Source organism: Pseudomonas sp. RGM 3321 (assembly GCF_022836805.1).
Classification (GTDB): Bacteria; Pseudomonadota; Gammaproteobacteria; order Pseudomonadales; family Pseudomonadaceae; genus Aquipseudomonas.
Map to the genome: position 1 here is coordinate 17,560 of NZ_JALHBH010000098.1, position 26,827 is coordinate 44,386.

Genomic DNA, 26,827 nt, shown 5'->3' on the forward strand with positions numbered 1-26,827 from the left:
AACGTGTTTCAGGCCCAATTAACAACAATAATGGTGATTCCGATGCTTGCTGACTTCTCGTTCCATACCCTCCTTGCGCCTCCACTCCACGTACCGATCTGCTGAGCTGACTCGTTCATTTCACGTTCTGTAGCCGTATTACGTCTGGAGTATTCCCATGCTGACTTTCCTTGGCTTTGCCATGGTTATTGCGTTCATGTACCTGATCATGAGCAAGCGTCTGACTGCGCTGATCGCCCTGATTCTGGTTCCGATCATCTTCGCTCTGTTCGGTGGCTTCGCAGCCCAGATCGGCCCGATGATGCTAGCGGGTATCACCAAGCTGGCGCCAACCGGCGTGATGCTGATGTTCGCCATCCTTTATTTTGCGCTGATGATCGACTCCGGCCTGTTCGACCCGGCCGTGCGCAAGATCCTGAAAATGGTCAAGGGCGACCCGATGCGCATTTCGGTCGGCACCGCCGTGCTGGCGCTGGTGGTGTCCCTCGACGGTGACGGCGCGACCACCTACATGATCTGCGTTGCCGCCATGCTGCCGCTGTACAGCCGCGTCGGCATGAGCCCGCGCATCATGGCCGGCCTGATCATTCTGGCCGGTGGCGTGATGAACATGACCCCGTGGGGTGGCCCGACAGCTCGTGCGGCCAGCGCCCTGCATGTCGATGCATCCGACATCTTCGTACCGATGATCCCGGCAATGCTTGCCGGTGTGGTTGCGATTCTGGCAATTGCCTACTTCTACGGCAAACGCGAACGCGCCCGTCTGGGTGAACTGCACCTTAAGGGTGATGAAGTCGATCACAGCGAAATCAGCGTCTCGCAGTTCCCGGATGCACGTCGTCCAAAGCTGATCTGGTTCAACGGCGCGCTGACCTTCGCACTGATGGTCGCCCTGATCATGGGCCTGCTGCCCCTGCCGGTCCTGTTCATGATCGCGTTCAGTATCGCGATGATCATCAACTACCCGAACCTGCAGGACCAGAAGGACCGCGTATCGGCCCACGCCGGTAGCGTACTGGCAGTGGTCGGCCTGATCTTCGCCGCGGGCATCTTCACCGGCATCCTGTCCGGCACCGGCATGGTCGACGCGATGTCGAAAAGCCTGCTGGCCGTGATCCCTGATGCGCTGGGCCCGTACCTCGCCGTGATCACCGCGCTAGTGAGCATGCCGTTCACCTTCTTCATGTCCAACGACGCGTTCTACTACGGCGTACTGCCAGTGCTGTCCGAAGCCGCTGCCCACTACGGCATCAGCCCGGTGGAAATGGCCCGCGCTTCCATCGTCGGTCAGCCGGTCCACTTGCTCAGCCCTCTGGTGCCATCGACCTACCTGCTGGTTGCGCTAGCCGGTATCGAGTTCGGCGACCACCAGCGCTTCACCCTGAAATGGGCGATTCTGGTGTGCATGTGCATCCTGGTTGCCGCACTGCTGATGGGGATCTTCCCGTTCTATAGCAGCATGTAAGCGTCTTTAGCTGTCCCAGGACTCGCCGTCGACTTGATCGTTGACGGCGAGTTTTTGCGTTTGGGCGATCAATTGGTTGAAGGCCGATACTGCAAGGCCTCGGCCAGATGACTGCGGTTGATCGCGTCCACCTGCTCCAGATCCGCCAACGTCCGCGCCACCTTCAGCAATCGATGCGCCGAGCGTAATGACAGGGTCAGACGCTCGCAGGCCGTCTCCAGCCAGCTTTCATCGACACTGGACAGCGCGCAGTGCTCGCGCAGCCCCGGTAGGTCGAGAAACGCATTGGCACAGCCCTGACGACGTTGCTGCCGTTCTCTGGCCTGCGCAACCACCGCTGCCGCGCTTGCAGTGTTCTCACTGGTGGTCGGGTCGGGGTTGAGGGCTGTCGCTTCGCGGGCGACCGTCAGGTGCAGATCAATCCGGTCCAGCAGCGGGCCGGACAACTTATTGCGATAGCGCTGCACCTGCTCGGTGGAACAACGGCAGCGCCCGGTCGGCTCACCAAGATATCCACAGGGGCACGGGTTCATCGCCGCTACCAACTGGAACCGCGCCGGAAAGCGCACGCGATCCCGCGCCCGGGAAATCACGATATGCCCGGACTCCAGTGGTTCGCGTAACACCTCCAGCACGCGGCGATCGAACTCCGGCAGTTCATCAAGAAATAGAACGCCGTGATGCGCCAACGTGATCTCGCCAGGTTGCGGACGACTGCCACCGCCCACCAACGCAGGCCCGGACGCCGAGTGATGCGGTTGTCGAAACGGTCTCTGCGGCCAACTGGTCAGCGGCACCTGACTGGCGACCGACTGAATCGCCGCCACCTCCAACGCTTCGTGCTCATCCAGCGGCGGCAACAAACCCGGCAAGCGGCTGGCGAGCAGCGTCTTGCCGGTGCCGGGCGGCCCGCTGAACAGCAGGTTATGCGCCCCGGCAGCGGCAATCACCAAGGCACGCTTTGCGGCGGTCTGGCCCTGCACTTCGCTTAAATCCGGATACGGCTTGGACTGGTGCAGCAGGCCGCTGGACTGATACGGCGCAATCACCGTACGCCCGTTGAAATGCGCGACCAGCTCCAGCAAATGACTTACCGCAATCACCCGCAGCCCCGAGGCCAGACACGCTTCTTCGGCGTTCACCGCCGGGATGATCAGCGTCCGCTCCGCAGCACGCGCCGCCAGCGCAGCAGGCAGCACCCCCTGAATCGGCCGAATCGCCCCCGACAGCGCCAGCTCGCCCAAGCATTCAACATCCTGCAACGCAACCAACGGCACCTGCCCGCTGGCGGCCAGCAAACCCAGCGCGATCGCCAGATCGAACCGCCCGCCATCCTTGGGCAAATCAGCCGGCGCAAGGTTGAGCGTGATGCGCCGCGCCGGAAAATCCAGCCCGGAATTGAGAATGGCACTGCGCACCCGGTCCTTGCTCTCCTTGACCGCCCCCTCCGGCAACCCCACCAGCGTCAGGGCCGGCAGGCCGTTGGCCAGATGCGCTTCAACAGTAACCGCCGGGGCTTCCACCCCGACCTGGGCACGACTATGGACGATAGCCAGCGACATGGATCATTCCTTGATATGAGCGATGGGCGGGTATCGTGCTTTATTTGCGGGATGGGGGTGAGGGGGGAATGGATACAGGGTGTGAGTGGGGAATTGCCTCTGACAAGCGATCCCCTCTGATTGGCACAGAAAAATGACTTTAATGATGCTCCTTACATCTCCACCACGCATAATGGCGGGTGGCCATACTTCGTAGTCAATCCCTGGCTAAAACCTTTTATGGCTAACCATACTCAAAACCACGGAGCTCTAATGACCATGGCTGATCAAGCACCCCCTGACGCATCTCCGCATGCTGCTAGCTCACCACGCAGTAAGCTTTACGATGGCACTCTAGCCGCCACCATCGCCATTGCTATTATATTTGCCGTTTCCAGCATTGTCCCCCACGCCTTTGAGAAACCTATACCTGCCTGGTGGTTTGGCATTGGCGGGATAGCGTCGTTCTTTATCCTCTACGCCCGGTTGCGCTCAACCAAAGTGGCGACCGCATTTGAATCCTGGGAAATCCTCGCTCTGGTCGCCAATAGCAAACCGGCTCAATTTTTGATCACTGCATTCAGCATTGTTCCTATGATTGTCTCCATCGCCAAAACCGCTGGTGTGCAACAGCAAATCCCGTTCACGGTTTATTTATACTGGGCCAGCGGTCTGGCACTGTTTATATTCCTGCTACTGTTCAAAGCGACCGCTCCGCTTGTGTACCGATATAAGTCATATCAGGAGGTGCTTGACCAGAGTGGCGGGCTTGAAGTCTTTCGTGAGGAACTGCTTGAGTTGCAAGTCATGGCGTCTAGCAGGACAGCACCCTTCGATAAGGCTAATGATCATATCTTCCTGGCTGACGATATCGTCACGATTCAATGGTTGCGCATCAGCGACAAAGCAGAAGCTCCAGAACTGTACTTCCTGATTCGCAAGTATTCTACAGGGCTTAAAGTAGGCTGGCGCCGAGCGTTGACACCCTTGCTTTTCATACCGGCGTTTGTCTTGGTAACTACGACGTTGGGTAATACATTAAAAGTCGGGGTTGAGGCTGCCGCTCAAGCTCAATGTTCCGGTGGGCTGATCAAAAGCATCTACGGCGGCATACTGTCGATTGATCCTGATTACAAAAAAAATGCCAAGCCGCCTGAAGGATGCGAGAGGTTCGATGCCCGGTACAGGTAGGCTCTGTAGGCGAATGGGGAATACTTCTTGTGCACATCAAGCGATGTCCAATGGTAAGGCAGTCGACACAATGCTCAGCTCTTTGAATACCTGTGATGCGCAGACTTTTGCGCATCCAAAGTCCGGGTGACACAGGCAGCGCTTTATATTCAAAGCGCTGCAACACACATGAAAGAATTCGCACGTATGCGCAAAAGCTTGCGCGCTTTTTAGCGGTTTCTTGGTTGAAAATTGATCAACTACTTCGCAGAAAATCTTTATCTATCTGTTTTTACTAGATAAAAATCTTCTCGGCACACATCTTGGAATGTACTTCTGCATACAGCGGGCGAAATTGCCCGTTTCTGCGCAGAGAATTTCCCGCATGACCGATAAAAACGGTACACACCAGCAACGACGCGCCGCACTGTTTCCCAAGACCCCGGCGGCAGCCACCAGCCTTTGCCCTTTCAGAGGGCCGAACGTCGCCATCGTGCCGGTGCGCTACGCGCTGGATCGCTCCCGCTACGACGCTGCGCCCGAGCAGTTGAAGCCATTGCCGAAACAGGGCAAATGGGCGCTGATGCCGACACTGAAAACACGCAGCTACACCCTTCGCCAGCTGTACGACGGCTACGTCTATGTGTTCGACGAAACGGCCGGGACGCTGCATGAATATGTCGCTTCAGCAAACAACGGCCATCTGAACCGCATCGTCTGGACGGACGCGCAGATCGGCAGTGATCAGCGAATCGGCCCCAGTGATGGCAAGCCCTTTCTGCTCTACCCGAGACGTAACACACTGCACATCGCCTTTTCCCCGCAGCAATGGACGTGGCGAATTTGCGAACACATGCGTTCCAGCGCCCCAAGCCGCGCGCTGTGGATGAAAGCGCTCGACCTGGCCAGCTACTGCATCACCATGGCCGAGCCGGACACCCTGCCGTTGAACCGGATCGCCGAGGCCGTGGCGGACATCGATAAGGGCCATGTCATTGACGACGGCCGTTTCGCTGACTCGGCGATCCCCACTGCTCGCCCTCTGTCGGAAGACGCCGAAACACATCCGTTATGGGCACCACTGGGTGCTGATGTTTTTTGGCAAGGCAGCGTCGACGATCAGGACAGTTCCCTGCTCATCGCCCTTGATGACCCGCTGGCTGTTTTCAACGATTTGGGCATGCAACTCGCCGCTGATCAGGCGGCTTTTCGCGACTGGCAAGCCGAGCACGAACACAAGATTCAGATCGCCCAGACTGTCTCCGGACTGTGTGGTGCCGAGAGCGACCCGCAAAAACTGCCAGCGTCGGTGCGCGGCAATGCGGCTCGCACGCACCAGTACCTGAGCGAGGTCGAAGCGTACTTCGAGCAATGCATCCTTGAAGAGGCACAGATCAGCAGCAGCAACGTTCCCGGAGATTTTCTGCTGCTGCCGGACATGTTCAAGAGCCTGGACATGCGCAAATCGATCGAGGCACGTTACGGCAGCGTCCCTACCGAAGAGGCCGCGCAGGCCTGGAAAGATCGCCACAAATGGAGGCGCGAAGTCGATCTGGCCAGCGCGCGCCAGTATCTTCAACAGCATCTGCCAAGCGGAGACGTACGGTTGCAACAGGTACGTGACACGCAACGCGACTTTCAACTCTGGGCAACACATATCGGCACAGACCCGTCCAAACTGTTTATCGACACCACCCGCCCAACACAGCTGCTGTACCTGCAAACGATCATGCTCAACCTGCAGATCATTTACGCCCAGGACAGCGCAGCCACCACCTGGCTGGCCGAGCAGGAAGCCAACGCCAGCACGCTGTTTGGTACCTTGCGCTACGGCTTCTCAGCCGCGCTCAAACAGGCGCTGCATCAAGAGGCCGACGCGCTATTGAACGGCCTCGGCGACGTCACCAACCTCGCCACACGCATTGGCGAACTCAATGGCGCCCTCAATCACCAGGGCTTTGCCGACAAGCCGTGGATGAAGGTGCTGAAGCAACCTGTTCAAGGTACCTTCAAGGCTCTCGGCGAACTGGCCAGTGGCGCAGGCAAGGCAACGCTTGAGAGTATCCTGCTGGCCTGGGTACCCATCGACAGCCGCATGGCCCTTGGCAAACAGCAGAACATCGTCGCATTGCTTCGCACCCTGTTGATCGGCCAGATTTTGCTTGGTTCGAAGGCGCATATTGCAGTCGATCAACAGGTATTCACCAAGTTAAAAAAGTGGACCCGCGAATGGCAGGTACTCAACAAGCAGATCAGCGATATCCGACGCAATTGGCTATATCCGAACGCCTACAACACACGCCAAAGCACTGCTCACAACCTGCACACCCATCAACAGAAACTGCGCGTCCACGAACTGAGCATCCCCGCTCTGCTCGACTTCCAGAACAACGAATACGCCAAATTACTGCAGGACGAGATTCGCCAGTACTTCCAGTCCGGCAAAACCTTGGCCAAGGACTGGCTGGCCCAAGCCAAACGCTGGACCGACCGGCTCGGCGGCGCTGCAGGCTCGATCACTTGGGGTGTGATCATGCTCAATTTCATCAATACCGCGCTCACTTACCGGGACCTTACTCAGGATGGAGACTTCAGTGCCAAGGATATTGGCAAGGTGACGTATGGACTGGGGTACAGCTTCAACCTGTTGATGGCGGTGTTTGTTGAAGCGCCGTGGAGCGTGATCAGGGATGCGACACCGGTGCTGATTGATGGCAAGAATGTAGGAATTCTGGACAGGTCCAGTGCGTATTGGAAAGCCAAGGGAAATATAACCTGGGGTAATGCAATACGTGGGTTCAGGGTTTCGATGGTGGCGATGGGTGGGTTTGGGATAGCGGCTGCTGCTTTAGAAGTCTTGGATATCCAAAATGACCTAACGCAAGCCAAGACTTCCGAAGAGAAGATAGTGATGCAGGTAAAATTTGCATCAGTGCTCATGATGGGAGCAGGCAGTGCCATTCAGTTCATTGCAGGGCTTTTTCCATCGATCACCATCACTGCTGTGGCGATGAGCCCGTGGTTTAGTCTGACTTTACTGCTTATAGGTGCAGTGTACCTATTCGCTACAACGGCCTTAAACTACTTCAAGCAGGATAGTATAGGTTGGTGGTTGCGAAGATGCTGCTGGTCCAAATCGATTGACTCCCGATACTCAACGGACGCAAGAGGCCAGCACGAAGAAAAGCTTGCCCTACTCAAAATCCAGTTAAGCCCTCAGGTTCACGTAAAAACCACCACGCGCATTGAAAGTCGTTATCTTGGCAAAGGTGACTACTACAGCACACCCGTGCAAGACGGCGCTGGCGTGCAGATTCTTTTGCCAAGCGCGGTACGCGGACAATCAGTGCACTTCAATATCATCAGTAGCAAACGCCCATGGGGGGTGCTTCCCGTGGAAAAAATAGATTCTCCGGTGCAGCAGCCATTCCTGGAGCGAGGGCAGTTCAAGCAGTCTGGCCATTTTGGAAAACTTGACAATCAAGCGGCCCGAAACGCTTACGAGGATTTTACCTTTCCGCTTATGCCCCCTGAAGGTGAAGACTTGATCTGGGAAACCTGGATTCCTCTTGAGGAAGAAGCAACCTATCTGGAACTACAAATATGGTATTCCGACAGCCTGATTAAATTTAGCCAGCAGGACATCGGCTACCTGTATCAACTCGGGCTAAATAGCGAGGGCGATACCAAGGTCGACGGCTTGGCCAGTGCTGAACCGGGAATAACATTGCTCGACCGAAGCCACGCCTTGACACTTGAAATAGCGGAATAAGGTATGACAAAGAAACTACCCCACCCGATCAGTCCGAAAAAATTCAACAACATCACGTGCGAATCAGAAGCTTGTGGAATATCCAAACATTATCAAAATGGTAAGGAAATATTGAAGTGGTCAATAAAAACTATCGCAAGACCGCCAAAAGAAATACTCCTCGCTGAGTTGGCAATGGTTTTCATCTATGCAACGATACTGAGCTTTGGCCTATGGGCAGGTTGGGAATTTTATTCAAAAGATCCATTGCAAGCAATTTATATTGTAGCGAGTACCAGCGGCGGAGCAGTTTACTTTATTCTCCTAGGTGTGCGCCAAAAAACCATCTACAACTACACCATAAAAACCAACTGTGCCCACCTGGAGTACTACCTCCACTACCCCGACTTCGCCTCGTCCTTCTTCAAGGGCATTGCGATAGCCTTCATCCTGATATTCGTCTTCATCGCCGCGCTCACCGGCTCACTGCTCTTCCTGATCGGCCCGGCAGCCATGGCCTGTATCGCAGCCCTCAAGCTACTAAACTGGGAAAACCCCATTCACCATGAACAAAGCCTGCCTTGGGATGAGTACAACTTTGTAACCGTCGACCGTAAACGCCTGATGATCGTCATACACCGCACGGATGTCACACTGGGCTTCGAGGCCCGTTTTCAGAACGAGATATTGTTCAACAAGTACCTGAACTTCCTCCACACCGTACTGCCCCCAACTGCGGAATTCACCGAAAAAGCCTGGAAGTGGTAGCCGCCTTTGCAACCCAATTAACCGGGAGTGGGCCAAGTTCGCCAACGTGTCTGGTGCTGTCTGCAATCAGCGGCCGGGCGAGGCCAACCGCGCATATTGGTCCTGACTGATCCACCCGGTAAACGAGCGATCATCGGCATTGATGAACTCGACCTGAGCCGCGCCATCCTTGAATGCCAGAACCCCGACCACGTCATCCTTGACGATATAGGCGCCTCGGGTGGCCTTGGCATTCGGTGTTTTTTGCAGCCAGGCCTTGTCCGCCGTGACGGTCACCAGACCGACCCACTGCTTGCTGGCGGTCCGGGTCAGGTCCAGGCCGGTGGCGATGTCCGGCGCCATCACGCTCATGCAGCCGGGGTGCTGCCGGCCTTGCTCGATCGTCAGCACCACGCCATCAGCCGAGGCCTTTAGTGTTCCTGGATAGACGTCATCCAGCCAGGACGACACCGCTGCGCCCTTCCCGGCCTCGACCTTGCCTTGCAGATAGAACGCACAGCTGAATGTTTCGCCGCGCGTCTCCGAGTAATAACCCTCGACCTGATGATCAGGCGTTACGGCCAGCATCAACTGCTCGTACTTGCCGGAATGCAGTGCCGTGTCCTGAGCGAAAACCGACGTGCCGACACACAACCACAGGGTTACGGCCAGGGAGCAGCGAGTAAGGGGACGTTTGTCAGTCATGCTTCCATCCATAGAACGTTCGAATAGCCGGGAGGAGTGGCCAGCCCATGACTGGCGCGCCGAGACGTTAGCGTATTTCGGCGCGCAACTGTATCACTGAAATCCGGAGCGATTCATGGCTGCGACGCGAACGCCAGTACACGTTTGAGCATCTCGTCACAGGCGTCAAGTTGCGCGACGCTGATGAACTCGTCCGGCCTGTGCCCCTGCTCCATGCTGCCCGGTCCGCAGACCACTGCCGGAATGCCTGACTGGTCGAACAACCCGCCTTCGGTTCCGAACGCCACCGTGCCGAAAGTCCGGGAGCCACAGAATCCGGCGATCAATTCCGCCGCCTGGCTGTGCAGGGGAATATCCAGCCCCAGATAGCTCGACAGTTCAGTGAAGCGAATCTCGCTCCGGGCACTGACCGCCTGCATGACCGGCAACAGTTTTTGCTCGGCGTAGGCGTGCATGGCAGTGACGATCTGCTGCGGATCCAGGGTCGGGAGCGCGCGCACTTCGAAATCGAAACGGCACTGCTCGGGCACGATGTTCAAGGCAGTCCCACCGCTGATCACGCCGGTCTGGATGGTCGAAAACGGCGGATCGAAACGCTCGTCAAGGGCATCAGTTGCCCTTAACGCCTCGCCCAGGCGACCCAGCTCACCGATCAACTGCGCCGCATACTCAATGGCGTTGACGCCACTGGGCGCGTGGGCCGAATGGCAGGCGGCACCGTGTACATCGCAGCGCACCGCGACCTTGCCCTTGTGGCCGAGCACCGGCTGCAACTCCGTCGGCTCGCCGATCACACACAGCATCGGCTTCACCGGCCGCGCCCGCAGCGATGCCAGTAACGAGCGTACGCCCAGGCAACCCACCTCCTCGTCGTAGGACAGCGCGATATGCACCGGCATGTGTAGCGATGCCTGGGTCAACGCCGGGACCAGCGCCAGCACGCAGGCAATGTAGCCTTTCATGTCCGCAGTGCCACGGCCGTAGAGTTTGCCATCCGCTTCGCTCAGTTCGAACGGCGGGAACGTCCATGGCTGGCCGTCGACCGGCACCACGTCGGTGTGACCGGACAACACGATGCCTGGCACGTCAGCCGGGCCGATGGTGGCGAACAGATTGGCCTTGGTTTTCTGCGCGTTGTAGATCAACTCACAAGAGACGCCGAAGCGTTCGAGGTATTCACCCACGAAGTCGATCAGGGCCAGATTCGATTCGCGACTGGTGGTGTCGAAGGCCACCAGCCGCGCCAACAGCTCGCGGCTGGAGTTCATCGCTCGTCTCCCGGCACGCCGTAGCCTGGTGCGCCAGCCGGGTTCAGGGCGCGGTCGAGGTAATCCTGCATTTGCGGCTGATAGGCCTGCCAAAGACTTTTCAGCTCGCCTAGCGGATCGTGCTCGGCCCAGTCGACGCGCAGATCGACGATGGGCCAAGACTGCTCGCCCACGACTTTCAGCGCCGCCGAATGGACCGGCCCTGCTTCGCCACCTGCTGCCAGACCGGCCTGCATCGCCTGTAACAAGCGCTCTGCCAGGTGCCCGGTTGCCTGCTCGAAGCACTGAATCATCGCGTCGATGACGGCCTGGCTCGCCAGCATGTTGCCAGCCACCACGCATTGATCGCCGCTGCCCGCGTTGTTGATGCCCAGTGTTTCGCTGCCGCTGAAATGCGCGACTCGCCCCTGATGATCAATCGCCGTGATCTGCCGATACTCGCTGAACGGGCTGACGTTCATGACCTGATCCAGCGCCTGAGAGGCAGATATGCCCTGCTCCATCAGGTCCAGCGTCTGCGGTCCCAGGGCCGGTAGTGTGATGTTCTGCGACGACACCGCGCCGACACCTGCGCGCAGCCAGGGGCAACGCGCGCCTACGGCAATGCTCGATGAGCTGATGGCAATGCCCAACTGGCCGGTTTTGGCACAGCGGGCGGCAATGGAAAAAGTCATGGGCAACAGTCCTTATTCAGGGATCACGGCGATCACGTCGATTTCCATCAACCATTGCGGCTGCCCCAGCGCAGACACCACCAGCCCGGTGGAGATCGGGAACACGCCTTTCAGCCATTTGCCCACTTCGTGGTAGACCGGCTCGCGATAGCGCGGGTCGATGATGTAAGTGGTGGTCTTGACGATATGCGACAGGTCACTGCCCGCCTCTTCAAGCAGTTGCTTGACGTTTTTCATCGCCTGCTGCGCCTGTGCAGCCGGATCACCGAGGCCGACCAGATTGCCGTCGAAATCGGTGCCGACCTGGCCCCTGACGTACACGGTATTGCCCGCGCGCACCGCCTGACACAGGTCGTTGTTCAGGCTTTGATTGGGGTAGGTGTCCTTGGTATTGAACATGCGGATACGAGTATGAGTCGGCGTAGTCATGGGTAACTCCTGTGGGCATTGAGCGCGATGATCAACCGTTGACGTTGCGCAACGGCACGACGGGGGTCGCACGTTTGCCCACGTCATAGGAACGGTATTTGTGCTGCGTGGCGATCTGATCGGCGACGTGTCTGGCGTCGTGCCATACGCCCCAGATAAACGCGGAACCGCGTCGCGACAGCCATGGCAGGCCGACGAAGTACAGGCCTTGCTCGCAGGACACGCCACGCTGGTGACGGGGTTTGCCTTTGCTGTCGAAGGCATCGACCTGTAGCCAGCTGTAATCCAGGGCATAGCCGGTGGCCCAGATGATCGACGTGACGCCTGACTCGATCAGGTCCAGTTCGCGGAGCGGATGGGTGATGCACGGCGCATCCGCCACGCGTTCACGGGCCGACGGCTCCAGCGGCAGGTCCAGGCCGTTGCGTGCGGCGTAGGCATCAGCGGCATCGAGCAGGGACAGGTAATTCGCGTCGCCACTGTCGAGGTTGCTCACCAGATCGTTCTGGAAGCGCACCTTGTTGCCGACGAAGCTTTCGGTCAGGCCCACGAGGTTCATTCCGGCCTTAGCCAGCCGACGGAAGTCGACCGTGTAGCCGCCCCTTGCACCACTGACCGCAATGGTCACGTGCTCTTTGCCGGGCTGCATGGTTTCGCTGTCCCACAACCCCAGCACACCCATCCACCAGCAGAAATCCCGGCCGCGATAGGCGCGTGGCGGACGGTCGTGAGGACCGACCGACAAGTACACCTTGCGACCCGAGAGCAGCAGCTCTTCGGCGATTTGCACACCCGAGGAACCAGCGCCGACCACCAGTACGCCGCCCTCCGGCAGTTGCTGCGGATTGAAATAGTGCGCCGAGTGGATCTGATGAAGCGCCTCGTTAACGGGCGCAATCGGCGGGATGACCGGCTTCTGGAACGGCCCTGTCGCCGAGACCAGATGGTTGACCACATAGGTGCCGGCACTGGTTTCGACGGTAAAACCTGCGCGCCCGGTGTTGCGGGTGACGCGTTTAACCTCGACGCCGGTCTTGATCGGCGCGTTGAATTTGCGGGCATAACGCTCGAAGTACTCGGCCACCTGCTCCTTGCCCGCGAACGCGTCCTGATCCATGGCGAATTCAAGGCCGGGAAACCGGTCATGCCAAGCCGGACCGTTGGCTACCAGCGAGTCCCAGCGGCCACTGCGCCACGCCTCGGCAACGCGGTGTTTTTCAAGCACCAGGTGCTCGATGCCAAGACGGCTCAGGTGTTCGCTGGTGGCCACTCCGGCCTGTCCTGCACCTACGACGAGCGTATCGATTTCTATGATTTTTTCTGTCATCTCGGCATCCCTCGACAGGTGGCTTACGACCTGTTGGACGTAATGAAAAGTGTTGAAACGTCGATGCGCGGGCGCAAAAAGCCCTACGCCATCCGCAGACGCGCATCCAGTCAGTAGCAGGGGCGATCAGTCGACCAAAGAGGGATCAGCCTGAATCATGAGCAGTTTCATTTCCTCAAAGTGCTGACGAGAGAAATCCGTAATCTTCTGCCAGTCACGGGCGGTCTTCTCGGCGACATCGTCCGCCAGCACCTTGAGCGGCTGGCCGGTGGACCAGGCCGTCACCAGAATCTGGCAGGCACGCTCCAGGGTCCAGATGTCATCGAAGGCTTCGCCAACGGTCGGCGCGGTGACGATCACGCCGTGGTTGCCCATCAGCAAGCGACTCTTGTCCTCCAGCAAACCGGCCAGTCGAGCACCTTCGGCGGTCGTGTCGGCCATGCCGCCGTAAAGCTCGTCCACCGCAATGCGGTTGAAGTAGCGCGCGGTGTTCTGATCGATGGGCGGTATATGCGGTTTGGCCAGGCAAGCCACGGCTGTGGTGTAGACCGGGTGCAAGTGCAGCACCACACGCGCATCGGGCAGACGCTGGTGGACCTGCCCGTGAATGGACCATGCCGTCGCATCGACATCGGGGCGATGCGCCGCGTCGGCATCATCGGCGTCGAGCAGCAGCAGATCGCTGGCGCGCACGCGTGAAAAATGTTTCCACTTCGGGTTGAGCAAAAACTGTTTGCCATCCGCCGAAATGGCCGCGCTGAAGTGGTTGGCGACCGCTTCATGCATACCCAGATGGGCGATGATGCGGAACGTAGCGGCCAAGTCTATGCGCGTCTGCTCTTCGAAATTAAGGGCCATGCTAATTGCTCTCCGGTCGAGCGTGCCTGCCGAACCTGCCAGGCACGTCCTTTGGTTGTCAGGGCTTGGGCATCAGGGCGGCGATGTCATCGGCTGTCGGTGCCTGAAACTTGTATTTCTCCAGCAGCGCGGCGTATTCCGGGGTCTTGCTGTACTTCTCAAGACCGTCTTCCAGGGCCTTGCGGACCTCGTCGTTGCCCTTCTTCACGCCAAAGCCGTTGAGCACCGGGTAGATCAGGGTTTCAGAAGAAATCACCACCCGGCTACCCAGTTTTTCGACCACGCCGCGTGCGACGGCTGCGTCAGTGATCTGCGCTTCGACGGCATGGGCCAGCATGGCCTGGGTGGTCTGTGGGTCGGTGCCGTACTCGCTGATGGCGATCGGTTGCAGACCGTTCTTCACGCAGTAGTCGGTCGAGAGTTTCTGCAGTTGCTGCAGCCAGGAAGTGGCCGCCATGGAGCCGATCTTGTGGCCACAGAAGTCCTCTGGCGTCCTGGGCTGATAGTCGCTGCCCTTGACCGACAGAATCGCCTCACCGCTTTTCAGGTAAGGAATCATGTCGATGACTTTCAGGCGGTCGGCGGTGATGTACATCGACGAGTTGGTGATGTCGAAACGTCCGCCCTGCAGCCCGCCGATCAGATTGGGAAAGCGCGTGTCGATGTTCTCGGCCTTGAGCCCCATGACCTTCGCCAGGCCGTCGAGAAACTCGATGTCAAAACCGGCGGGACGGTTCTTGTCCATGTACTCATAGGGAAAGAACGTCATGTCCGAGCCGGCGATGATCTTGCCGGGCTGCTGGAAGGCCGAAGCGGCAGACGAGGACAAGGCAACCACCGCGCCCAGCACAGCCAGGGCTACGGGACGAACAATCAGAGCTGACAGCTTCATAGGTATTCCTCGTGGAGTCATAGAGATCAGGCAACGGCGGCGTCTTTTCCGGCTTGCTGCACGAAAAATGAAGCACCCTTGGGTTTCTGCGGCAGGCGGATATGGTTCTCGGTGCTGCGTACCAGACCGCTCTCCTGGCCCGCGACCATCAACCCGGCATGCTCGCTGGGCAAAGGGTTCTCACCGAACGGCAATGCGTCTTCAGCGGCATAGACGCTGATGAACAGCGTGCGCGGGAACTCGGTTTCATTGGGGCTTGAAGCATGCAGCAGGCGTGTGTGCATGAAGCACACCGAGCCCGACGGGCTATAGCAGGCGACCGGTTGCTGGCAATGCTGTTCAACCACTGCATCGTCCACGGCACCGGTGAAACGCTCGTTCTGCCAATGCGACCAGAGCGCGTGCTTATGGCTGCCCGGTGCCACGTTCAGCGGGCCGTTTTCGGGAGTCACATCGCTGATCATCAGCAACGCGGTAACCAGGTCATCATTGCTGTGCGGCGTGAAGAGAAAGTCCTGATGCCACTTCACCTGAGTCGCGGTGTGCGGCAGCTTGGAGTTGATCTTGCTGTGATGAAAACGGGTGCCGTTGCCGCCGATCAGTTGCGCCGCGATGGCTGCCATCCGTGACTGAAACGCCGCATGCTGGTAAGCCGGCGAGATCTCCGTAGGCGAAGCCACGCGGCGCAGCGACGGATGATCCGGCCGATGATCGCTTTCGATGTCGAAGCGCGGACGCCCGTCCTGAGTCTGCCCCCAGGCCTGACTCTGACTGCGGCTGTCGTCGACCCACTGGTCGAAGTCCTGTTGCAGCGCTGCCACTTCATCGGCTGCCAGCACGCCTTCCACGACCAGAAAACCCTGCTCATGAAACTGGTCAATCTGCCATTGCTCGATCATGTTCTTCTCCTCTTCAACAAGGCCTCAGGCCAGTGAGACATCTTTAAGAAAGGCTTCAACGCGGGGGTGCTGGCCGTCGCGCAGCGCCTGGGGTTTGTCATCGCAGATCACGCGTCCCTTCTCCATAAAGACGATGCGGTCAGAGACCTTGAAGGCGAAGTTCATTTCATGGGTCACGATGACCATCGTGATGCCTTCCTGGGCCAGGGTTTCAATGACCTGCAACACCTCGTTGACCTTCTCCGGGTCGAGCGCCGAGGTGGGCTCGTCGAACAGCATGATTTGCGGGCGCATCATCAGGGCGCGGGCGATGGCGACGCGTTGCTGCTGGCCACCCGACAGCTGATGCGGGTATTTCCAGGCGTGCTCCAGCATCCCGACCTTGTTCAGCAATTCGTAGGCCTGCTGCTTGAGCTCAGATACCGGCGCCAGGCGGTGATAACGCGGGGCCAGCAGCAGGTTGTTGAGCACCGTCAGGTGCGGAAACAGGTTGAAGCTCTGAAACACCATGCCGATATTCAGGCGGTAGGCGGCGTTCTCCACGTAACGCGGCTTTTGCGCGCCCTGGCGAACCAGGTGAATGAATGGCTGGCCGTTGATCTTGATGTCGCCGTTGTCGATCTGCTCAAGGCCATTGAGCAGCCGGATCAGCGTGGTTTTGCCCGAGCCTGATGGGCCGATCACCGACACCACCTCGCCGGAATTGATCTGCAGGCTGACCGCACCGAGCACTTCGATGTCGTTGTATGCCTTGTGCAGTCGGGTCGCTTGCAGTGCCGGCCCTTCGAAGTCGATGACAGGACGAGCGACAACTGGCGATTTGCGGCTGGCCAGCTCGAGTATTTCGGTGTCCGGCGTGCGTGTGACCTTGTGCTGCGTGACGTCCAGATAGCGTTCCAGGCGTTTGAGCAGGAAGTCGAATACGGTCACGATCAGCACGTAATAGAACGCCACGGCCGCCATGGTTTCCATCACCAGAAAGTTCTGCGAATACAGGCGCTGACCGACCATGAGGATCTCGGTCAGCGAGATCACGGAAACCAGTGAACTGAGTTTGACGATGGAAATGTATTCGTTGGTCAGCGACGGCAGCGCCACACGCAGTGCCTGTGGGATCACGATCCGCCATTGCGTACCGACGAAGCGCAGGCCCAGTGCCCGGGCAGCTTCGGTCTGGCCCTTGGCGATGGACAGCAGGCCGCCGCGATGAATTTCTGCGACATAGGCTGTTTCGCACATCACCATGGCAATCAGGCCGGCCCAGAACGGATTGGCCAGCACGGCAGAAGTGGCGGGCACGGCCTGCGGCAAGTTGTAGACAAAGATCAGCAGTACCAGTAACGGCAAACTGCGAAATAACCAGATATAGGCTTTGGCCGGCAAGTTGATCAGCGGCAACGATGATTGTTTGGCCAGTGCCAGAACAAAACCCAGAACAATACTGATAACCCAGGTCAGTACACTGAGTTGAATGACCGTCCAGGTGGCCATCCAGAATTCCGTATCGCTGAACAGGCCAAACATGTATTTCCAATCAAACGTCATTGTCGGCTCGCTCGGCAAATTGAATAGTAATGGGCGACGTCCTGTTCAAGTTGAAACGGGACGCTGTCCGTTTGCCCTTCTGAAACCATCATGATTGATGCCAGGTCCGGCAGACAAATAGTAAGTTTTGGCCCGCAGCATAGGAAAATCCTAAGCAGATACGCCGGTATTCATCTTCAGGGCTGCGTCGCGTTGAAACGGGTTAGTTGTGCCTTAGTGTCACAGCGCATTGATTGCACACTTTTAGGGCGATTGAATAAAGCGGCAGCGATAAGCGCTCGCAATAGGTGCGCAGCCCGGTTTTTCGGGCTTTTCTGGCAAGAGTCTATTATTTTCGGGTATTACTGAGTGACCATGGCCAGCGGCGCGCCCGGTGAATCCGCCAAGGCGTGAGCGGCTGGCACGCTCCTCGCTAAGCATAGGTAAAAGCTATTCAAATGCAGCCGTCCAGCGTCTGCTCATCACGAGGTATTACGTGGCTCACTTTACCTTGAAACAGCTTAAGTATTTCGTGACAGCAGTCGAAATGGACAGCATCGCCGAAGCCTCGCGACAGCTGCATATTTCACAGCCATCCATCTCCGTCGCCATCAAGAACCTCGAAGAAGCCTTCAATCAGCCGCTGTTTGTGCGTCACCATGCACAAGGTGTTTCGCTAACTTCCGGTGGCGGGAAAGTGTATGAGAAAGCCAAAGAGTTGCTGCGACTTTCCGAAGAGCTTGAACAAAACTCCCGGGCCGAAAACAAACACGTCTCCGGCACTATCGCCATTGGCTGTTTTGAATCGGCCGCGCCGCTTTACATGCCCAGGCTGGTGGCCGGTTTCAAGCGTTTATACCCGGACGTCACCATTCAGCTCTATGACGGCGAGCAACATGAACTGATGCACGGGCTGCACCGTGGGCGCTTCGATCTGGCGTTTCTGTACGACCTGGAACTGGGAACCACGATCAATAAGGAGGAATTGAATGCACCGCACAAGCCCTATGCGCTGCTGCCAGCAGCCCACCCTCTGGCGAAGAAAAAAACCGTGACTTTGCTGGAGCTGAGCCGCGAGCCGATGATCCTGCTCGACGCCGTGCCCAGCAGGACCTACTTCATCGATATCTTCACGGAAAAGGGCTACACACCCGTGGTCGCGTACAGCTCCCCATCGATCGAAATGGTGCGCTGCATGGTCGGCCAGGGCCTGGGGTTTTCGGTGCTGGTCACACGGCCCAGAACCAACATGACCTACGACGGTGAGCTGCTGGTGCAGCTCGATATCGAAGACGACATGCCCGCCTCCACGCTGGTCATGGCCTACCTGCGCAACAACCAGCCAACCCGTGCGACGCGCCTGTTCATGGATTACTGCCGGACCATCGAGCTGGCACCGCCTGCAGCCTGAAGGCGCTTGCGAAGCGTGCAACGAATGCTGGCTGAACCTGCAACTTACTCACCACCAGGGCAAGACAGAAATGGAAAAGGCCGTTCAGATTCGCGAGCAGGTCAGGTGCCTGGCCCGCTGTGCATGACAATGTTCAGCGCTGCAGCGCACTGACAGCAAAACAAGGAAAGCTTATTCGGCTTTTTCCGTCCCTGCGGCCCCGCCAGCCTTCTCTTCCAGCTCGGCCATCTTGGCCTCCAGCGCCTCCAGGCGGGCGCGGGTGCGGGCGAGGACGGCCATCTGGCTGTCGAACTCTTCACGGCTGACCAGATCCAGTTTGCTGAAGCCGCTTTGCAGCAGGGCCTTGAACTGGGTTTCGAATTCGCTGCGCGATACAGGCGTTTCGCCATTGAACAGGCGAGAGGCGTGGCCGCTGAGAGCGTCGAGAAAGGCTTTGGGCGCGAGCATGGTTATTTTCCTGAATCAGAGGGCGGCAGTGTAACACGCAGTGTCTATAGTCAATCCCGAGGGCGCAATGCACGCTTATGGAGCGCAGTGACGGGCACATGAGCACCATTGCTGTGCATTAGCTCCATGATAGACCCTGCAAGGTCGTGCCAAACCAGCCCAAGGGCCTGTATTCAATGAATATTCACGAGATGGCAAGCTTTCTGCTTAGTGGCTTATGACCCATGCACTGATGCAGTCGCTGTGACGAATGCAGTGCGGCAGGCGGAGCGGGGAAGTGTTTCGTCAGAAGCGGTTTTCTGGAGTTGGTCTGGCCTGATCAGGCGGCCAACACGTTACAAAGCCAGGCACTGCGCTTAGACTTGAGTCGGGTTTGTTTTCCTGGGGCAAGTCCACCAAATTCGGGAGAAAGTTTTCATGAAGCTAGTCACTGCCATCATCAAGCCGTTCAAACTGGATGACGTTCGCGAGTCGTTGTCTGAAATCGGCGTGCAGGGCATCACCGTCACTGAAGTCAAAGGCTTCGGGCGTCAGAAGGGTCACACTGAGCTTTATCGCGGTGCTGAATACGTCGTCGACTTCCTTCCCAAAGTGAAGATCGATGTCGCCATCGATGACAAGGATCTGGATCGTGTCATCGAAGCCATAACCAAGGCCGCCAACACCGGCAAGATCGGTGACGGCAAGATTTTCGTGGTCAATCTGGAACAGGCCATTCGCATCCGTACCGGCGAGACCGATACAGACGCTATTTAAGCCGCCAAACCCAACGCCCCAGGAGAAAACAATATGACTCTGCGTCAATTCGCAGGGCTCGGTGCCCTGTTGTCCCTCGCATTACCTGGTCTTGCCCTGGCGGCTGACCCAGTGGCCGAGCCGGTGCTGAACTCTGGCGACACTGCATGGATGCTGACCTCGACCGCTCTGGTTCTGTTCATGACCATCCCCGGTCTCGCGCTGTTCTACGGCGGCATGGTTCGCTCGAAGAATATTCTGTCCGTGATGATGCAGTGTTTCGCCATCACCGGCTTGATCAGCATCCTGTGGGTCGTCTACGGCTACAGCATTGCGTTCGATACAACCGGTATGGAAGCGGGCGTCGTCAACTTCAATTCCTTCTTTGGCGGTATGGGTAAAGCGTTCCTGGCAGGCATCACGCCGGCAAGCATTACCGGTCCCGCTGCGTTGTTCCCTGAGGCGGTGTTCGTCACCTTCCAGATGACCTTCGCGATCATCACCCCTGCCCTGATTGTCGGCGCTTTCGCAGAACGCATGAAGTTCTCCGCAATGCTGGTGTTCATGGGTATCTGGTTCACGCTGGTCTACGCGCCAATCGCCCACATGGTCTGGGGCGGCGTCGGTGGCTTGCTGTGGGACTGGGGCGTTCTCGACTTCGCTGGCGGCACTGTGGTGCACATCAACGCCGGTGTAGCCGGTCTGGTGGCCTGCCTGGTACTGGGCAAGCGCAAAGGCTTCCCGACCACGCCGATGGCTCCGCACAATCTGGGTTACACCCTGATCGGCGCGGCAATGCTCTGGGTCGGCTGGTTCGGTTTCAACGCCGGTTCCGCCGCTGCGGCCAACGGCACTGCCGGTATGGCGATGCTGGTGACTCAAATCGCTACCGCTGCCGCCGCACTGGGCTGGATGTTCGCCGAGTGGCTGACCCATGGTAAGCCAAGCGCTCTGGGCATCGCGTCGGGCGTGGTTGCCGGTCTGGTCGCTATTACCCCGGCTGCCGGTACAGTGGGCCCGATGGGCGCGCTGATCATCGGTCTGGCAGCAGGCGTGATCTGCTTCTTCTGCGCCACCAGCCTCAAGCGCAAGCTTGGCTACGACGATTCCCTGGATGCGTTCGGCGTTCACGGTATCGGCGGTATCGTCGGCGCAATCCTGACCGGTGTGTTCGCAGCACCTGCACTGGGCGGCTTCGGCACTGTGACTGACATCGGTGCTCAGGTCTGGATTCAGTTCAAGGGCGTCGCGTTCACCGTCGTCTACACCGCGATCGTGACCTTCATCATCCTTAAAGTACTGGATGCCGTGATGGGTCTGCGCGTCACCGACGAAGAAGAGTCTGTCGGTCTGGACCTTGCGCAACACAACGAGCGTGGCTACAACTTGTAAGCAGCCGCAGATGCAAAAAAGAATGCCCGGTCTCCGGGCATTTTTTTTGTCTGATGTTTGCGGATATACCGCGGTTTTTTGCTGTCATTGATGTTGCCCGCGTCAATGATTTCGGCACCGTGACGCAGCGCAGGTACCGATGTATCGACAGTCTTCGTCAACTTGCAGGGAAGCCGGTTTATTGCGCGCTTTGCTTTTTTCTCAGTCGAGTTAGAATGCGCGCCGAAGGTGCGGAGAACGGTATGTGGCATCAATCCAGAATTGCCTTGCGGGCCAGGCCCCGAGGGTTCCATCTGGTGACTGACGAGATAGTCGCGGGCTTGCCCCCGTTGCGCGATTGCCGTGTCGGGCTACTGCATGTGTGGCTGCAACATACCTCGGCTTCGTTGACCATCAACGAAAATGCCGATCCGGCAGTACGTCGTGACTTCGAGCGTTTTTTCAACCGTCTGGTGCCTCAGGGCGTGGACGGCTACGAACATGACGACGAAGGCCCTGACGACTTGCCAGCGCATTTCAAGGCCAGTCTGCTGGGCTGCCAGTTGGTTCTGCCGGTGACTGCAGGGCGACTGGCGCTGGGCACCTGGCAAGGTATTTACCTGGGCGAACATCGAGACGCTGGTGGGTCTCGTAACGTCCTCGCCACCCTTCAGGGTGAGTGGATATAACCGCTGGAGTCAGCGGTTATGGAATTTTTCTGATCGCCTTAGCATTTCCGGGCGGTTGGGCTATAACTAATCAGCTTTCGCAAGTCATGAGGTAGAACATGAGCGACGACGACGATACTAACGACGATCTGGTAGACGATCTGGAAGGCGAAGACGGTGAGGAGCTTGCAGCAGCCTCCCCGGAAGACGACGCAGCCGAGCCAGACGATTCCGACGTTCCAGCAGCACCCGCAAAAGGCAAGGCTAAGGCCGCTGTCTCGGTCGATGAACTGCCTAGCGTAGAAGCCAAGAACAAAGAGCGCGATGCTCTGGCGCGTGCCATGGAAGAATTCCTGGCGCGTGGTGGCAAGGTGCAGGAAGTGGAGGCCAACGTGGTCGCCGATCCGCCCAAGAAGCCTGATAACAAATACGGTAGCCGCCCGATTTAAGGCTGCATGGCTGTATGAGGAAAGCCCGCCGTCGCTGCGGGCTTTTCTATGTGCGCTTGTCAGTGTGCTTTCAGGCCCAGCGTGCCAGGACTTCCGGCAACTGCGACAGGTTGTGGATCTCGGCATCCGGCAGCCGGTCTGCGTCCCAGGCTTTGCCTAGCGGGTTGTACCAAATGGCGCGCATGCCAGCCTGCTGGGCACCTGCGATATCGTCCTTGGGGTGGTCGCCTACGTGCACGGCCGCGCCGGCATCGACATTTGCGCGCCGCAACGCTTCCACAAACGGTGCCGGGTCGGGCTTGCCGATGCCCAGGTCCTCGGCGCACAGCGCGAAGGCAAAGTAGTCTGCCAGCCCCAAACGACGCACATCGGCATTGCCATTGGTAATCACGCCCAACGTGAAGGTCTTGGCGAGAATTTCCAGCATAGGTTGCACCTCAGGGAAAATCTGCACCTGATGGCGGCCATGCAGGAAGACTTCAAAGCCCCGGTCGGCAAGGTCCTGCGCCTCGTCCGGGTCGTAGCCGGCATCTTCGAGCGCATGGAACAGCACGCGGCGTCGCAAGGCGCTTATGCGGTGCTTGAAGGACGGGTCTTCAGCCACCAGGCGCGAGCGAATTTCCCACAGGTGCTCGACAGGAATCGCCCCCAGCCTGGGCGCGTTTTCGCCCAGCCAGTCACGCAGTGTGACTTCGGCACCGGCAATGGCAGGGGCGGTGTCCCAGAGCGTGTCGTCAAGATCAAACGTCACCAGCTTAATCATCTGCAGCTCCTTTACGTTTGGCTCGGGGATGGGCGCTGTCATAAACAGTAGCCAAATGCTGGAAGTCCAGGTGCGTATATATCTGCGTGGTCTTGATATCCGCATGACCCAGCAGCTCCTGCACGGCGCGCAGGTCCTGTGAAGACTCCAGCAGGTGGCTGGCGAACGAGTGACGCAGCATGTGCGGGTGCAGATTCTGCCCTAACTCCCTCTCGCCGGCCGCCTTTAGCCGCACTTGAATCGCGCGCGGGCCGAGGCGCTTGCCTTGCTGGCTAACGAACACGGCGTCGTCCTGCGGATTGGTCAAGGCACGCAGCGGCAACCATATTTCCAATGCCTGGCGTGCCTTGCTGCCGACCGGCAGTACGCGGGTCTTGCTGCCTTTGCCCAGGACCTGCACCAGCCCGTCACGCAGGTCCAGCTGGTCGAGGTTCAGGCCGGTCAGTTCGGACAGTCGCAATCCTGATGAGTAAAGCAGTTCCAGAATGGCTTGATCGCGATGAGCCAGAAAATCATCTTCAACACCACCGTCCAGCAATTGCGCGGTGCGGTCGGTGTCCAGCGTCTTGGGCAGACGCCGTTCGCCCTTGGGTGGTGACAGGCCGTTTGCAGGATCGTGCTGGCAGATGCCTTCGCGATTGAGGTACTTGTAGAAGCCGCGCACCGCCGACAGCATGCGCGCCAGACTGCGTGAAGACTGGCCCTGCTGATGCTGGCGGGCGGTAAAGCTGCGCAGGTGCTGGATATCCAGATCGTTCCAGCTCGACAGCTGCGCCTTCTGGCAATACGCCAGAACCTTGCCCAAGTCGCGCCGGTAGGCTTCAAGCGTATGAGGCGACACCTGGCGCTCACTGCGCAGGTGCATGCAGTAGGCGTCCAGATGCTGTTCCATGACTAGCGGACCGAGCGTAAAGAGTGAGCGAAACGTGGCAACAGGCGGCTCAGGACATCGGCGATGTAACTGAGGAACAGAGTGCCGACCGAGCTTTTGTAATGCTGCGGATCACGACTGCCGATGGCCAGCACGCCATGCAGGCCCAAGTGATTGAGGCTGGCGATGGCGGTAGAGCCGACTTCCTTGCCTTGCTCTGCGCCAAACAGGAACGCCCGTTCATGCTCACGCAAAGCGCCGCAGATGATCTTCTCGCCAATCAGGCCGCCGATGGCTTTCTGCGCTTCGGCGCTGCTGACCCATCGCCCCACTTGCATCGGGCTGTCGCTGAACAGGATCAGGCTGACGAAGGGCACCTGAAAGTCCTGACGCAGGCTGTCTTCGACAGCGATGACCAGTTCGTCCAGGCTGGTGGCATCCATCAGGGCGAGGTTCAGGCGTCGGGTCTTTTCGAACAGGCGGTCGTTGTCCCGTGCGACGTCCATCAGTTGCGACAGGCGATGGCGCATTTCGATGTTGCGCTCGCGCAGCAGCTTTAGCTGACGCTCGACCAGCGAAACGGTATTGCCACGCTGGTGCGGGATGCGCATCGACACCAGCAGCTCGTCGTGCTCGGCGAAGAACTCCGGGCGCTCAAGCAGAAAGGCGATGACCGCCTCTGCTTCAAGGTCTGGCGCTGCGCTATCGACAGGCGATTCGCAGGGTGTGCCTGTTGAAGCGGGAGGTTGATCGGTCATGGCAGTTACTCACTCAAAGACGAACTTGGCCTTCATAAACCCTGACGGCGGGGCCGGTCATCATGACAGAATGTCCCGGGCCAGCCCATTCGATGGACAGGCGACCTCCGGGCAGGTCGATCAGCAGCGGCGAATCCATCCAGCCTTGGCTAATGGCAGCAACCGCCGCCGCACAGGCGCCGGTACCACAGGCCTGGGTTTCCCCGGCACCACGCTCCCAGACACGCAACTGCGCACGCTGACGATCCACCACGTGGAGAAAGCCCACATTGACCCGTGCCGGAAAGCGCGGGTGATGCTCGATCTTCGGCCCCAACTCGTGGACTGGCGCGTTATTGATGTCATCGACCCGCAGTACGGCATGAGGGTTGCCCATGGACACAGCAGCCAGTTCGATATTCTGCCCGCCTACTTCGACGTTGTAACGGGTGGCCTGCTCCGGAGCTTCAAAAGGTATTTCTTCCGGGACAAACCTGGGTGGCCCCATATCGACGCTGATCTGCCCGTCGCTGCGGATATCCAGCTCGATGATGCCGCTCTTGGTCTCGACGCGTATCTGCTTCTTGGCTGTCAGGCGCTTGTCGAGTACGAAACGGGCAAAGCAGCGCGCGCCATTGCCGCACTGTTCGACTTCGGAACCATCGGAGTTGAAGATTCGATAGCGAAAGTCCACATCCGGGTTGTTTGGCGCCTCGACCAGCAAAAGCTGATCGAAACCGATACCGGTATGGCGGTCGCCCCATTGTTTGGCATGCTTGGGCAAGATGTGCGCGTGCTGACTCACCAGGTCCAGAACCATGAAGTCGTTACCCAGCCCGTGCATCTTGGTAAAACGCAGCAGCATGGGATTACTCCGGCAGCAGGCTTTCGCCAGCGAACAGCTCGGCCACGGTTTCGCGACGACGCACTTCAAAAGCCTGGGAACCGTCGACCAGTACCTCAGCAGCACGGCCACGGGTGTTGTAGTTCGAACTCATGACGAAGCCATAGGCACCGGCTGAATGGACCGCCAGCAGATCGCCTTCGGCCAGCGCCAACTCGCGCCCTTTGGCAAGGAAGTCGCCGGTCTCGCAGATCGGCCCGACGATGTCATACGCACGAGGTTCGCCGTCGCGCGGACGCACCGCTGTGACGTCCATCCACGCCTGATAAAGCGCTGGGCGGATCAGGTCGTTCATCGCCGCATCGACGATGGCGAAATCCTTGTGCTCGGTGTGCTTGAGGTATTCGACACGGGTCAGCAGCGCGCCTGCATTGGCCACGATGAAGCGCCCCGGCTCGAATAACAGCCCCAGATCCCGACCGGCCAGTCGTTCGCGCACGGCCTTGATGTAGTCGGCCGCCAGCGGAGGCTCTTCGTCGCGATAACGCACACCAAGACCGCCACCCAGATCGATATGGTGCAGGTGAATGCCGCAATCGCCCAAGCGATCAACCAGGTCCAGCAGGCGATCCAGCGCATCAATGAACGGCTCGAGCGTGGTCAGTTGCGAGCCGATATGGCAGTCGACCCCGATCACTTCCAGGTTCGGCAGTTGCGAAGCGCGAATGTAGACGTCTTCGGCATCTGCAATGGCGATGCCGAACTTGTTTTCTTTAAGGCCGGTGGAGATGTAAGGGTGAGTGCCTGCATCCACATCCGGGTTGACCCTCAGCGATATCGGCGCACGAACGTCGAGTTCGGCAGCCACTTCCTGCAGGCGCTCAAGCTCGTCGCTGGATTCGACATTGAAGCAGTGCACGCCGACTTCAAGGGCGCGACGCATGTCTTCACGGGTCTTGCCGACGCCGGAAAACACGATCTTCTCGGCTTTACCGCCTGCGGCCAGCACACGCTCCAGTTCGCCGCGCGAAACAATATCGAAACCGGCGCCAAGACGCGCCAGGACATTGAGCACACCCAGGTTGGAGTTGGCTTTTACGGCGAAGCAGACCATGTGCGGCATGCCGCTCAGCGCATCGGCGTAGGCACGGTATTGCGCTTCGATATGAGCGCGCGAGTAGACATAGGTCGGCGTGCCGAAGCGCTCGGCAATGGCAGACAATGCTACCCCTTCCGCGAACAGCTCACCGTCGCGGTAGTTGAAGGCGTCCATTGAATTCC

The 26,827-nt window shown here is 58.6% G+C and carries 25 protein-coding genes and 1 pseudogene; 10 read left to right on the forward strand and 16 right to left on the reverse strand.

Annotated elements, in window-relative coordinates:
* The first annotated feature begins 157 nt into the window (after positions 1-157).
* Positions 158-1,465, forward strand: a complete 1,308-nt coding sequence (locus tag RGM3321_RS07010; RefSeq protein ID WP_004655389.1) for a CitMHS family transporter — start codon at positions 158-160, stop codon at positions 1,463-1,465.
* 68 nt (positions 1,466-1,533) lie between these two features.
* On the opposite strand, the gene RGM3321_RS07015 is transcribed toward RGM3321_RS07010, so the two are convergent.
* Positions 1,534-3,027 (reverse strand): YifB family Mg chelatase-like AAA ATPase, encoded by a 1,494-nt coding sequence (locus RGM3321_RS07015; protein WP_244392273.1) that lies wholly within the window; start codon positions 3,025-3,027, stop codon positions 1,534-1,536.
* 258 nt (positions 3,028-3,285) lie between these two features.
* Here RGM3321_RS07015 and RGM3321_RS07020 point away from each other — a divergent pair, with 258 nt between their 5' ends.
* From RGM3321_RS07020 to RGM3321_RS07030, 3 genes are all read left to right on the forward strand, one after another.
* A complete protein-coding gene (locus tag RGM3321_RS07020; RefSeq protein ID WP_244392274.1) occupies positions 3,286-4,197 on the forward strand; it encodes a hypothetical protein in 912 nt (303 codons plus the stop codon).
* Positions 4,198-4,561: 364 nt separating this feature from the next.
* The gene (locus RGM3321_RS07025; protein ID WP_244392275.1) at positions 4,562-7,948 is read left to right on the forward strand and encodes a toxin VasX; all 3,387 of its coding nucleotides are present in this window, start codon (positions 4,562-4,564) and stop codon (positions 7,946-7,948) included.
* 3 nt (positions 7,949-7,951) lie between these two features.
* On the forward strand, positions 7,952-8,695 hold the full coding sequence (locus RGM3321_RS07030; protein WP_244392276.1) for a permease: 744 nt from the start codon (positions 7,952-7,954) through the stop codon (positions 8,693-8,695).
* Between the two features lie 66 nt (positions 8,696-8,761).
* On the opposite strand, the gene RGM3321_RS07035 is transcribed toward RGM3321_RS07030, so the two are convergent.
* The 9 genes from RGM3321_RS07035 to RGM3321_RS07075 form a co-directional block, all read right to left on the reverse strand.
* Positions 8,762-9,379 carry a hypothetical protein gene (locus tag RGM3321_RS07035; protein ID WP_244392277.1) on the reverse strand — a complete coding sequence of 206 codons (618 nt, stop codon included), beginning with the start codon at positions 9,377-9,379 and terminating at the stop codon, positions 8,762-8,764.
* 113 nt (positions 9,380-9,492) lie between these two features.
* Positions 9,493-10,647, reverse strand: a complete 1,155-nt coding sequence (gene argE, locus RGM3321_RS07040) for an acetylornithine deacetylase (RefSeq protein ID WP_244392278.1) — start codon at positions 10,645-10,647, stop codon at positions 9,493-9,495.
* On the reverse strand, positions 10,644-11,321 hold the full coding sequence (locus RGM3321_RS07045) for a DUF1028 domain-containing protein (RefSeq protein WP_244392279.1): 678 nt from the start codon (positions 11,319-11,321) through the stop codon (positions 10,644-10,646). The genes argE and RGM3321_RS07045 overlap by 4 nt, the downstream gene beginning before the upstream one ends.
* A gap of 12 nt (positions 11,322-11,333) precedes the next feature.
* Positions 11,334-11,750: a RidA family protein gene (locus RGM3321_RS07050; RefSeq protein WP_032614164.1), complete on the reverse strand. Its 417-nt coding sequence runs from the start codon at positions 11,748-11,750 to the stop codon at positions 11,334-11,336.
* Between the two features lie 31 nt (positions 11,751-11,781).
* Positions 11,782-13,077 carry an NAD(P)/FAD-dependent oxidoreductase gene (locus RGM3321_RS07055; protein WP_244392280.1) on the reverse strand — a complete coding sequence of 432 codons (1,296 nt, stop codon included), beginning with the start codon at positions 13,075-13,077 and terminating at the stop codon, positions 11,782-11,784.
* 126 nt (positions 13,078-13,203) lie between these two features.
* Entirely contained in the window at positions 13,204-13,935 is a 732-nt protein-coding gene (locus RGM3321_RS07060) for a class II aldolase and adducin N-terminal domain-containing protein (protein ID WP_003408339.1), read from the reverse strand.
* A gap of 58 nt (positions 13,936-13,993) precedes the next feature.
* Positions 13,994-14,827, reverse strand: a complete 834-nt coding sequence (locus tag RGM3321_RS07065) for a transporter substrate-binding domain-containing protein (protein WP_244392281.1) — start codon at positions 14,825-14,827, stop codon at positions 13,994-13,996.
* 26 nt (positions 14,828-14,853) lie between these two features.
* Positions 14,854-15,726, reverse strand: a complete 873-nt coding sequence (locus tag RGM3321_RS07070; RefSeq protein WP_244392282.1) for a phytanoyl-CoA dioxygenase family protein — start codon at positions 15,724-15,726, stop codon at positions 14,854-14,856.
* Between the two features lie 24 nt (positions 15,727-15,750).
* Positions 15,751-17,271 carry an amino acid ABC transporter permease/ATP-binding protein gene (locus RGM3321_RS07075; protein ID WP_244392283.1) on the reverse strand — a complete coding sequence of 507 codons (1,521 nt, stop codon included), beginning with the start codon at positions 17,269-17,271 and terminating at the stop codon, positions 15,751-15,753.
* 475 nt (positions 17,272-17,746) lie between these two features.
* On the opposite strand from RGM3321_RS07075, the gene RGM3321_RS07080 reads away from it, so the two are divergent.
* Positions 17,747-18,661, forward strand: a complete 915-nt coding sequence (locus tag RGM3321_RS07080; protein WP_244392284.1) for a LysR family transcriptional regulator — start codon at positions 17,747-17,749, stop codon at positions 18,659-18,661.
* Positions 18,662-18,683: 22 nt separating this feature from the next.
* Positions 18,684-18,788: pseudogene (locus RGM3321_RS28455) on the forward strand (addiction module antidote protein, HigA family); the annotation flags it as partial.
* A 44-nt stretch (positions 18,789-18,832) separates the two neighbouring features.
* Here RGM3321_RS28455 and RGM3321_RS07085 read toward each other — a convergent pair.
* Positions 18,833-19,108: an accessory factor UbiK family protein gene (locus RGM3321_RS07085; protein WP_244392285.1), complete on the reverse strand. Its 276-nt coding sequence runs from the start codon at positions 19,106-19,108 to the stop codon at positions 18,833-18,835.
* Positions 19,109-19,525: 417 nt separating this feature from the next.
* Here RGM3321_RS07085 and glnK point away from each other — a divergent pair, with 417 nt between their 5' ends.
* From glnK to sutA, 4 genes are all read left to right on the forward strand, one after another.
* Positions 19,526-19,864, forward strand: a complete 339-nt coding sequence (gene glnK / locus RGM3321_RS07090; RefSeq protein WP_002555808.1) for a P-II family nitrogen regulator — start codon at positions 19,526-19,528, stop codon at positions 19,862-19,864.
* Between the two features lie 33 nt (positions 19,865-19,897).
* Positions 19,898-21,235, forward strand: a complete 1,338-nt coding sequence (locus tag RGM3321_RS07095) for an ammonium transporter (protein ID WP_096128115.1) — start codon at positions 19,898-19,900, stop codon at positions 21,233-21,235.
* Positions 21,236-21,477: 242 nt separating this feature from the next.
* Positions 21,478-21,903 (forward strand): secondary thiamine-phosphate synthase enzyme YjbQ, encoded by a 426-nt coding sequence (locus RGM3321_RS07100; protein ID WP_002555810.1) that lies wholly within the window; start codon positions 21,478-21,480, stop codon positions 21,901-21,903.
* A gap of 98 nt (positions 21,904-22,001) precedes the next feature.
* Positions 22,002-22,331 (forward strand): transcriptional regulator SutA, encoded by a 330-nt coding sequence (sutA, locus tag RGM3321_RS07105; protein ID WP_002555811.1) that lies wholly within the window; start codon positions 22,002-22,004, stop codon positions 22,329-22,331.
* Between the two features lie 70 nt (positions 22,332-22,401).
* Here the strand turns inward: sutA and RGM3321_RS07110 are convergent, their stop codons facing one another.
* Genes RGM3321_RS07110 through lysA form a run of 5 tightly spaced genes read right to left on the reverse strand, consistent with a single transcriptional unit; the run spans position 22,402 to position 26,819 of the window.
* On the reverse strand, positions 22,402-23,094 hold the full coding sequence (locus tag RGM3321_RS07110; RefSeq protein ID WP_244392286.1) for an HAD family hydrolase: 693 nt from the start codon (positions 23,092-23,094) through the stop codon (positions 22,402-22,404).
* The gene (gene xerC / locus RGM3321_RS07115) at positions 23,087-23,986 is read right to left on the reverse strand and encodes a tyrosine recombinase XerC (RefSeq protein ID WP_057433664.1); all 900 of its coding nucleotides are present in this window, start codon (positions 23,984-23,986) and stop codon (positions 23,087-23,089) included. Before xerC ends, RGM3321_RS07110 begins: the two co-directional genes overlap by 8 nt.
* A gap of 2 nt (positions 23,987-23,988) precedes the next feature.
* Positions 23,989-24,723, reverse strand: coding sequence for a DUF484 family protein (locus RGM3321_RS07120; protein WP_244392287.1), 735 nt, complete (start codon positions 24,721-24,723; stop codon positions 23,989-23,991).
* Positions 24,724-24,736: 13 nt separating this feature from the next.
* Positions 24,737-25,567 (reverse strand): diaminopimelate epimerase, encoded by an 831-nt coding sequence (gene dapF / locus RGM3321_RS07125; protein WP_244392288.1) that lies wholly within the window; start codon positions 25,565-25,567, stop codon positions 24,737-24,739.
* Positions 25,568-25,571: 4 nt separating this feature from the next.
* A complete protein-coding gene (gene lysA, locus RGM3321_RS07130) occupies positions 25,572-26,819 on the reverse strand; it encodes a diaminopimelate decarboxylase (RefSeq protein WP_244392289.1) in 1,248 nt (415 codons plus the stop codon).
* Positions 26,820-26,827 lie beyond the last annotated feature (8 nt).

Excerpts from the sequence above, each read along its gene's own strand:
- RGM3321_RS07030 (WP_244392276.1), top strand. The coding sequence starts at position 7,952 with ATGACAAAGAAACTACCCCACCCGATCAGTCCGAAAAAATTCAACAAC.
- RGM3321_RS07070 (WP_244392282.1), bottom strand. The coding sequence starts at position 15,726 with ATGATCGAGCAATGGCAGATTGACCAGTTTCATGAGCAGGGTTTTCTG.
- RGM3321_RS07095 (WP_096128115.1), top strand. The coding sequence starts at position 19,898 with ATGACTCTGCGTCAATTCGCAGGGCTCGGTGCCCTGTTGTCCCTCGCA.
- RGM3321_RS07010 (WP_004655389.1), top strand. The coding sequence starts at position 158 with ATGCTGACTTTCCTTGGCTTTGCCATGGTTATTGCGTTCATGTACCTG.
- RGM3321_RS07075 (WP_244392283.1), bottom strand. The coding sequence starts at position 17,271 with ATGACGTTTGATTGGAAATACATGTTTGGCCTGTTCAGCGATACGGAA.
- RGM3321_RS07035 (WP_244392277.1), bottom strand. The coding sequence starts at position 9,379 with ATGACTGACAAACGTCCCCTTACTCGCTGCTCCCTGGCCGTAACCCTG.
- RGM3321_RS07065 (WP_244392281.1), bottom strand. The coding sequence starts at position 14,827 with ATGAAGCTGTCAGCTCTGATTGTTCGTCCCGTAGCCCTGGCTGTGCTG.
- RGM3321_RS07045 (WP_244392279.1), bottom strand. The coding sequence starts at position 11,321 with ATGACTTTTTCCATTGCCGCCCGCTGTGCCAAAACCGGCCAGTTGGGC.
- RGM3321_RS07055 (WP_244392280.1), bottom strand. The coding sequence starts at position 13,077 with ATGACAGAAAAAATCATAGAAATCGATACGCTCGTCGTAGGTGCAGGA.
- RGM3321_RS07025 (WP_244392275.1), top strand. The coding sequence starts at position 4,562 with ATGACCGATAAAAACGGTACACACCAGCAACGACGCGCCGCACTGTTT.
- RGM3321_RS07085 (WP_244392285.1), bottom strand. The coding sequence starts at position 19,108 with ATGCTCGCGCCCAAAGCCTTTCTCGACGCTCTCAGCGGCCACGCCTCT.
- xerC (WP_057433664.1), bottom strand. The coding sequence starts at position 23,986 with ATGGAACAGCATCTGGACGCCTACTGCATGCACCTGCGCAGTGAGCGC.
- RGM3321_RS07050 (WP_032614164.1), bottom strand. The coding sequence starts at position 11,750 with ATGACTACGCCGACTCATACTCGTATCCGCATGTTCAATACCAAGGAC.
- dapF (WP_244392288.1), bottom strand. The coding sequence starts at position 25,567 with ATGCTGCTGCGTTTTACCAAGATGCACGGGCTGGGTAACGACTTCATG.
- RGM3321_RS07120 (WP_244392287.1), bottom strand. The coding sequence starts at position 24,723 with ATGACCGATCAACCTCCCGCTTCAACAGGCACACCCTGCGAATCGCCT.
- RGM3321_RS07015 (WP_244392273.1), bottom strand. The coding sequence starts at position 3,027 with ATGTCGCTGGCTATCGTCCATAGTCGTGCCCAGGTCGGGGTGGAAGCC.
- lysA (WP_244392289.1), bottom strand. The coding sequence starts at position 26,819 with ATGGACGCCTTCAACTACCGCGACGGTGAGCTGTTCGCGGAAGGGGTA.
- RGM3321_RS07110 (WP_244392286.1), bottom strand. The coding sequence starts at position 23,094 with ATGATTAAGCTGGTGACGTTTGATCTTGACGACACGCTCTGGGACACC.
- RGM3321_RS07100 (WP_002555810.1), top strand. The coding sequence starts at position 21,478 with ATGTGGCATCAATCCAGAATTGCCTTGCGGGCCAGGCCCCGAGGGTTC.
- RGM3321_RS07060 (WP_003408339.1), bottom strand. The coding sequence starts at position 13,935 with ATGGCCCTTAATTTCGAAGAGCAGACGCGCATAGACTTGGCCGCTACG.
- RGM3321_RS07020 (WP_244392274.1), top strand. The coding sequence starts at position 3,286 with ATGGCTGATCAAGCACCCCCTGACGCATCTCCGCATGCTGCTAGCTCA.
- sutA (WP_002555811.1), top strand. The coding sequence starts at position 22,002 with ATGAGCGACGACGACGATACTAACGACGATCTGGTAGACGATCTGGAA.
- argE (WP_244392278.1), bottom strand. The coding sequence starts at position 10,647 with ATGAACTCCAGCCGCGAGCTGTTGGCGCGGCTGGTGGCCTTCGACACC.
- glnK (WP_002555808.1), top strand. The coding sequence starts at position 19,526 with ATGAAGCTAGTCACTGCCATCATCAAGCCGTTCAAACTGGATGACGTT.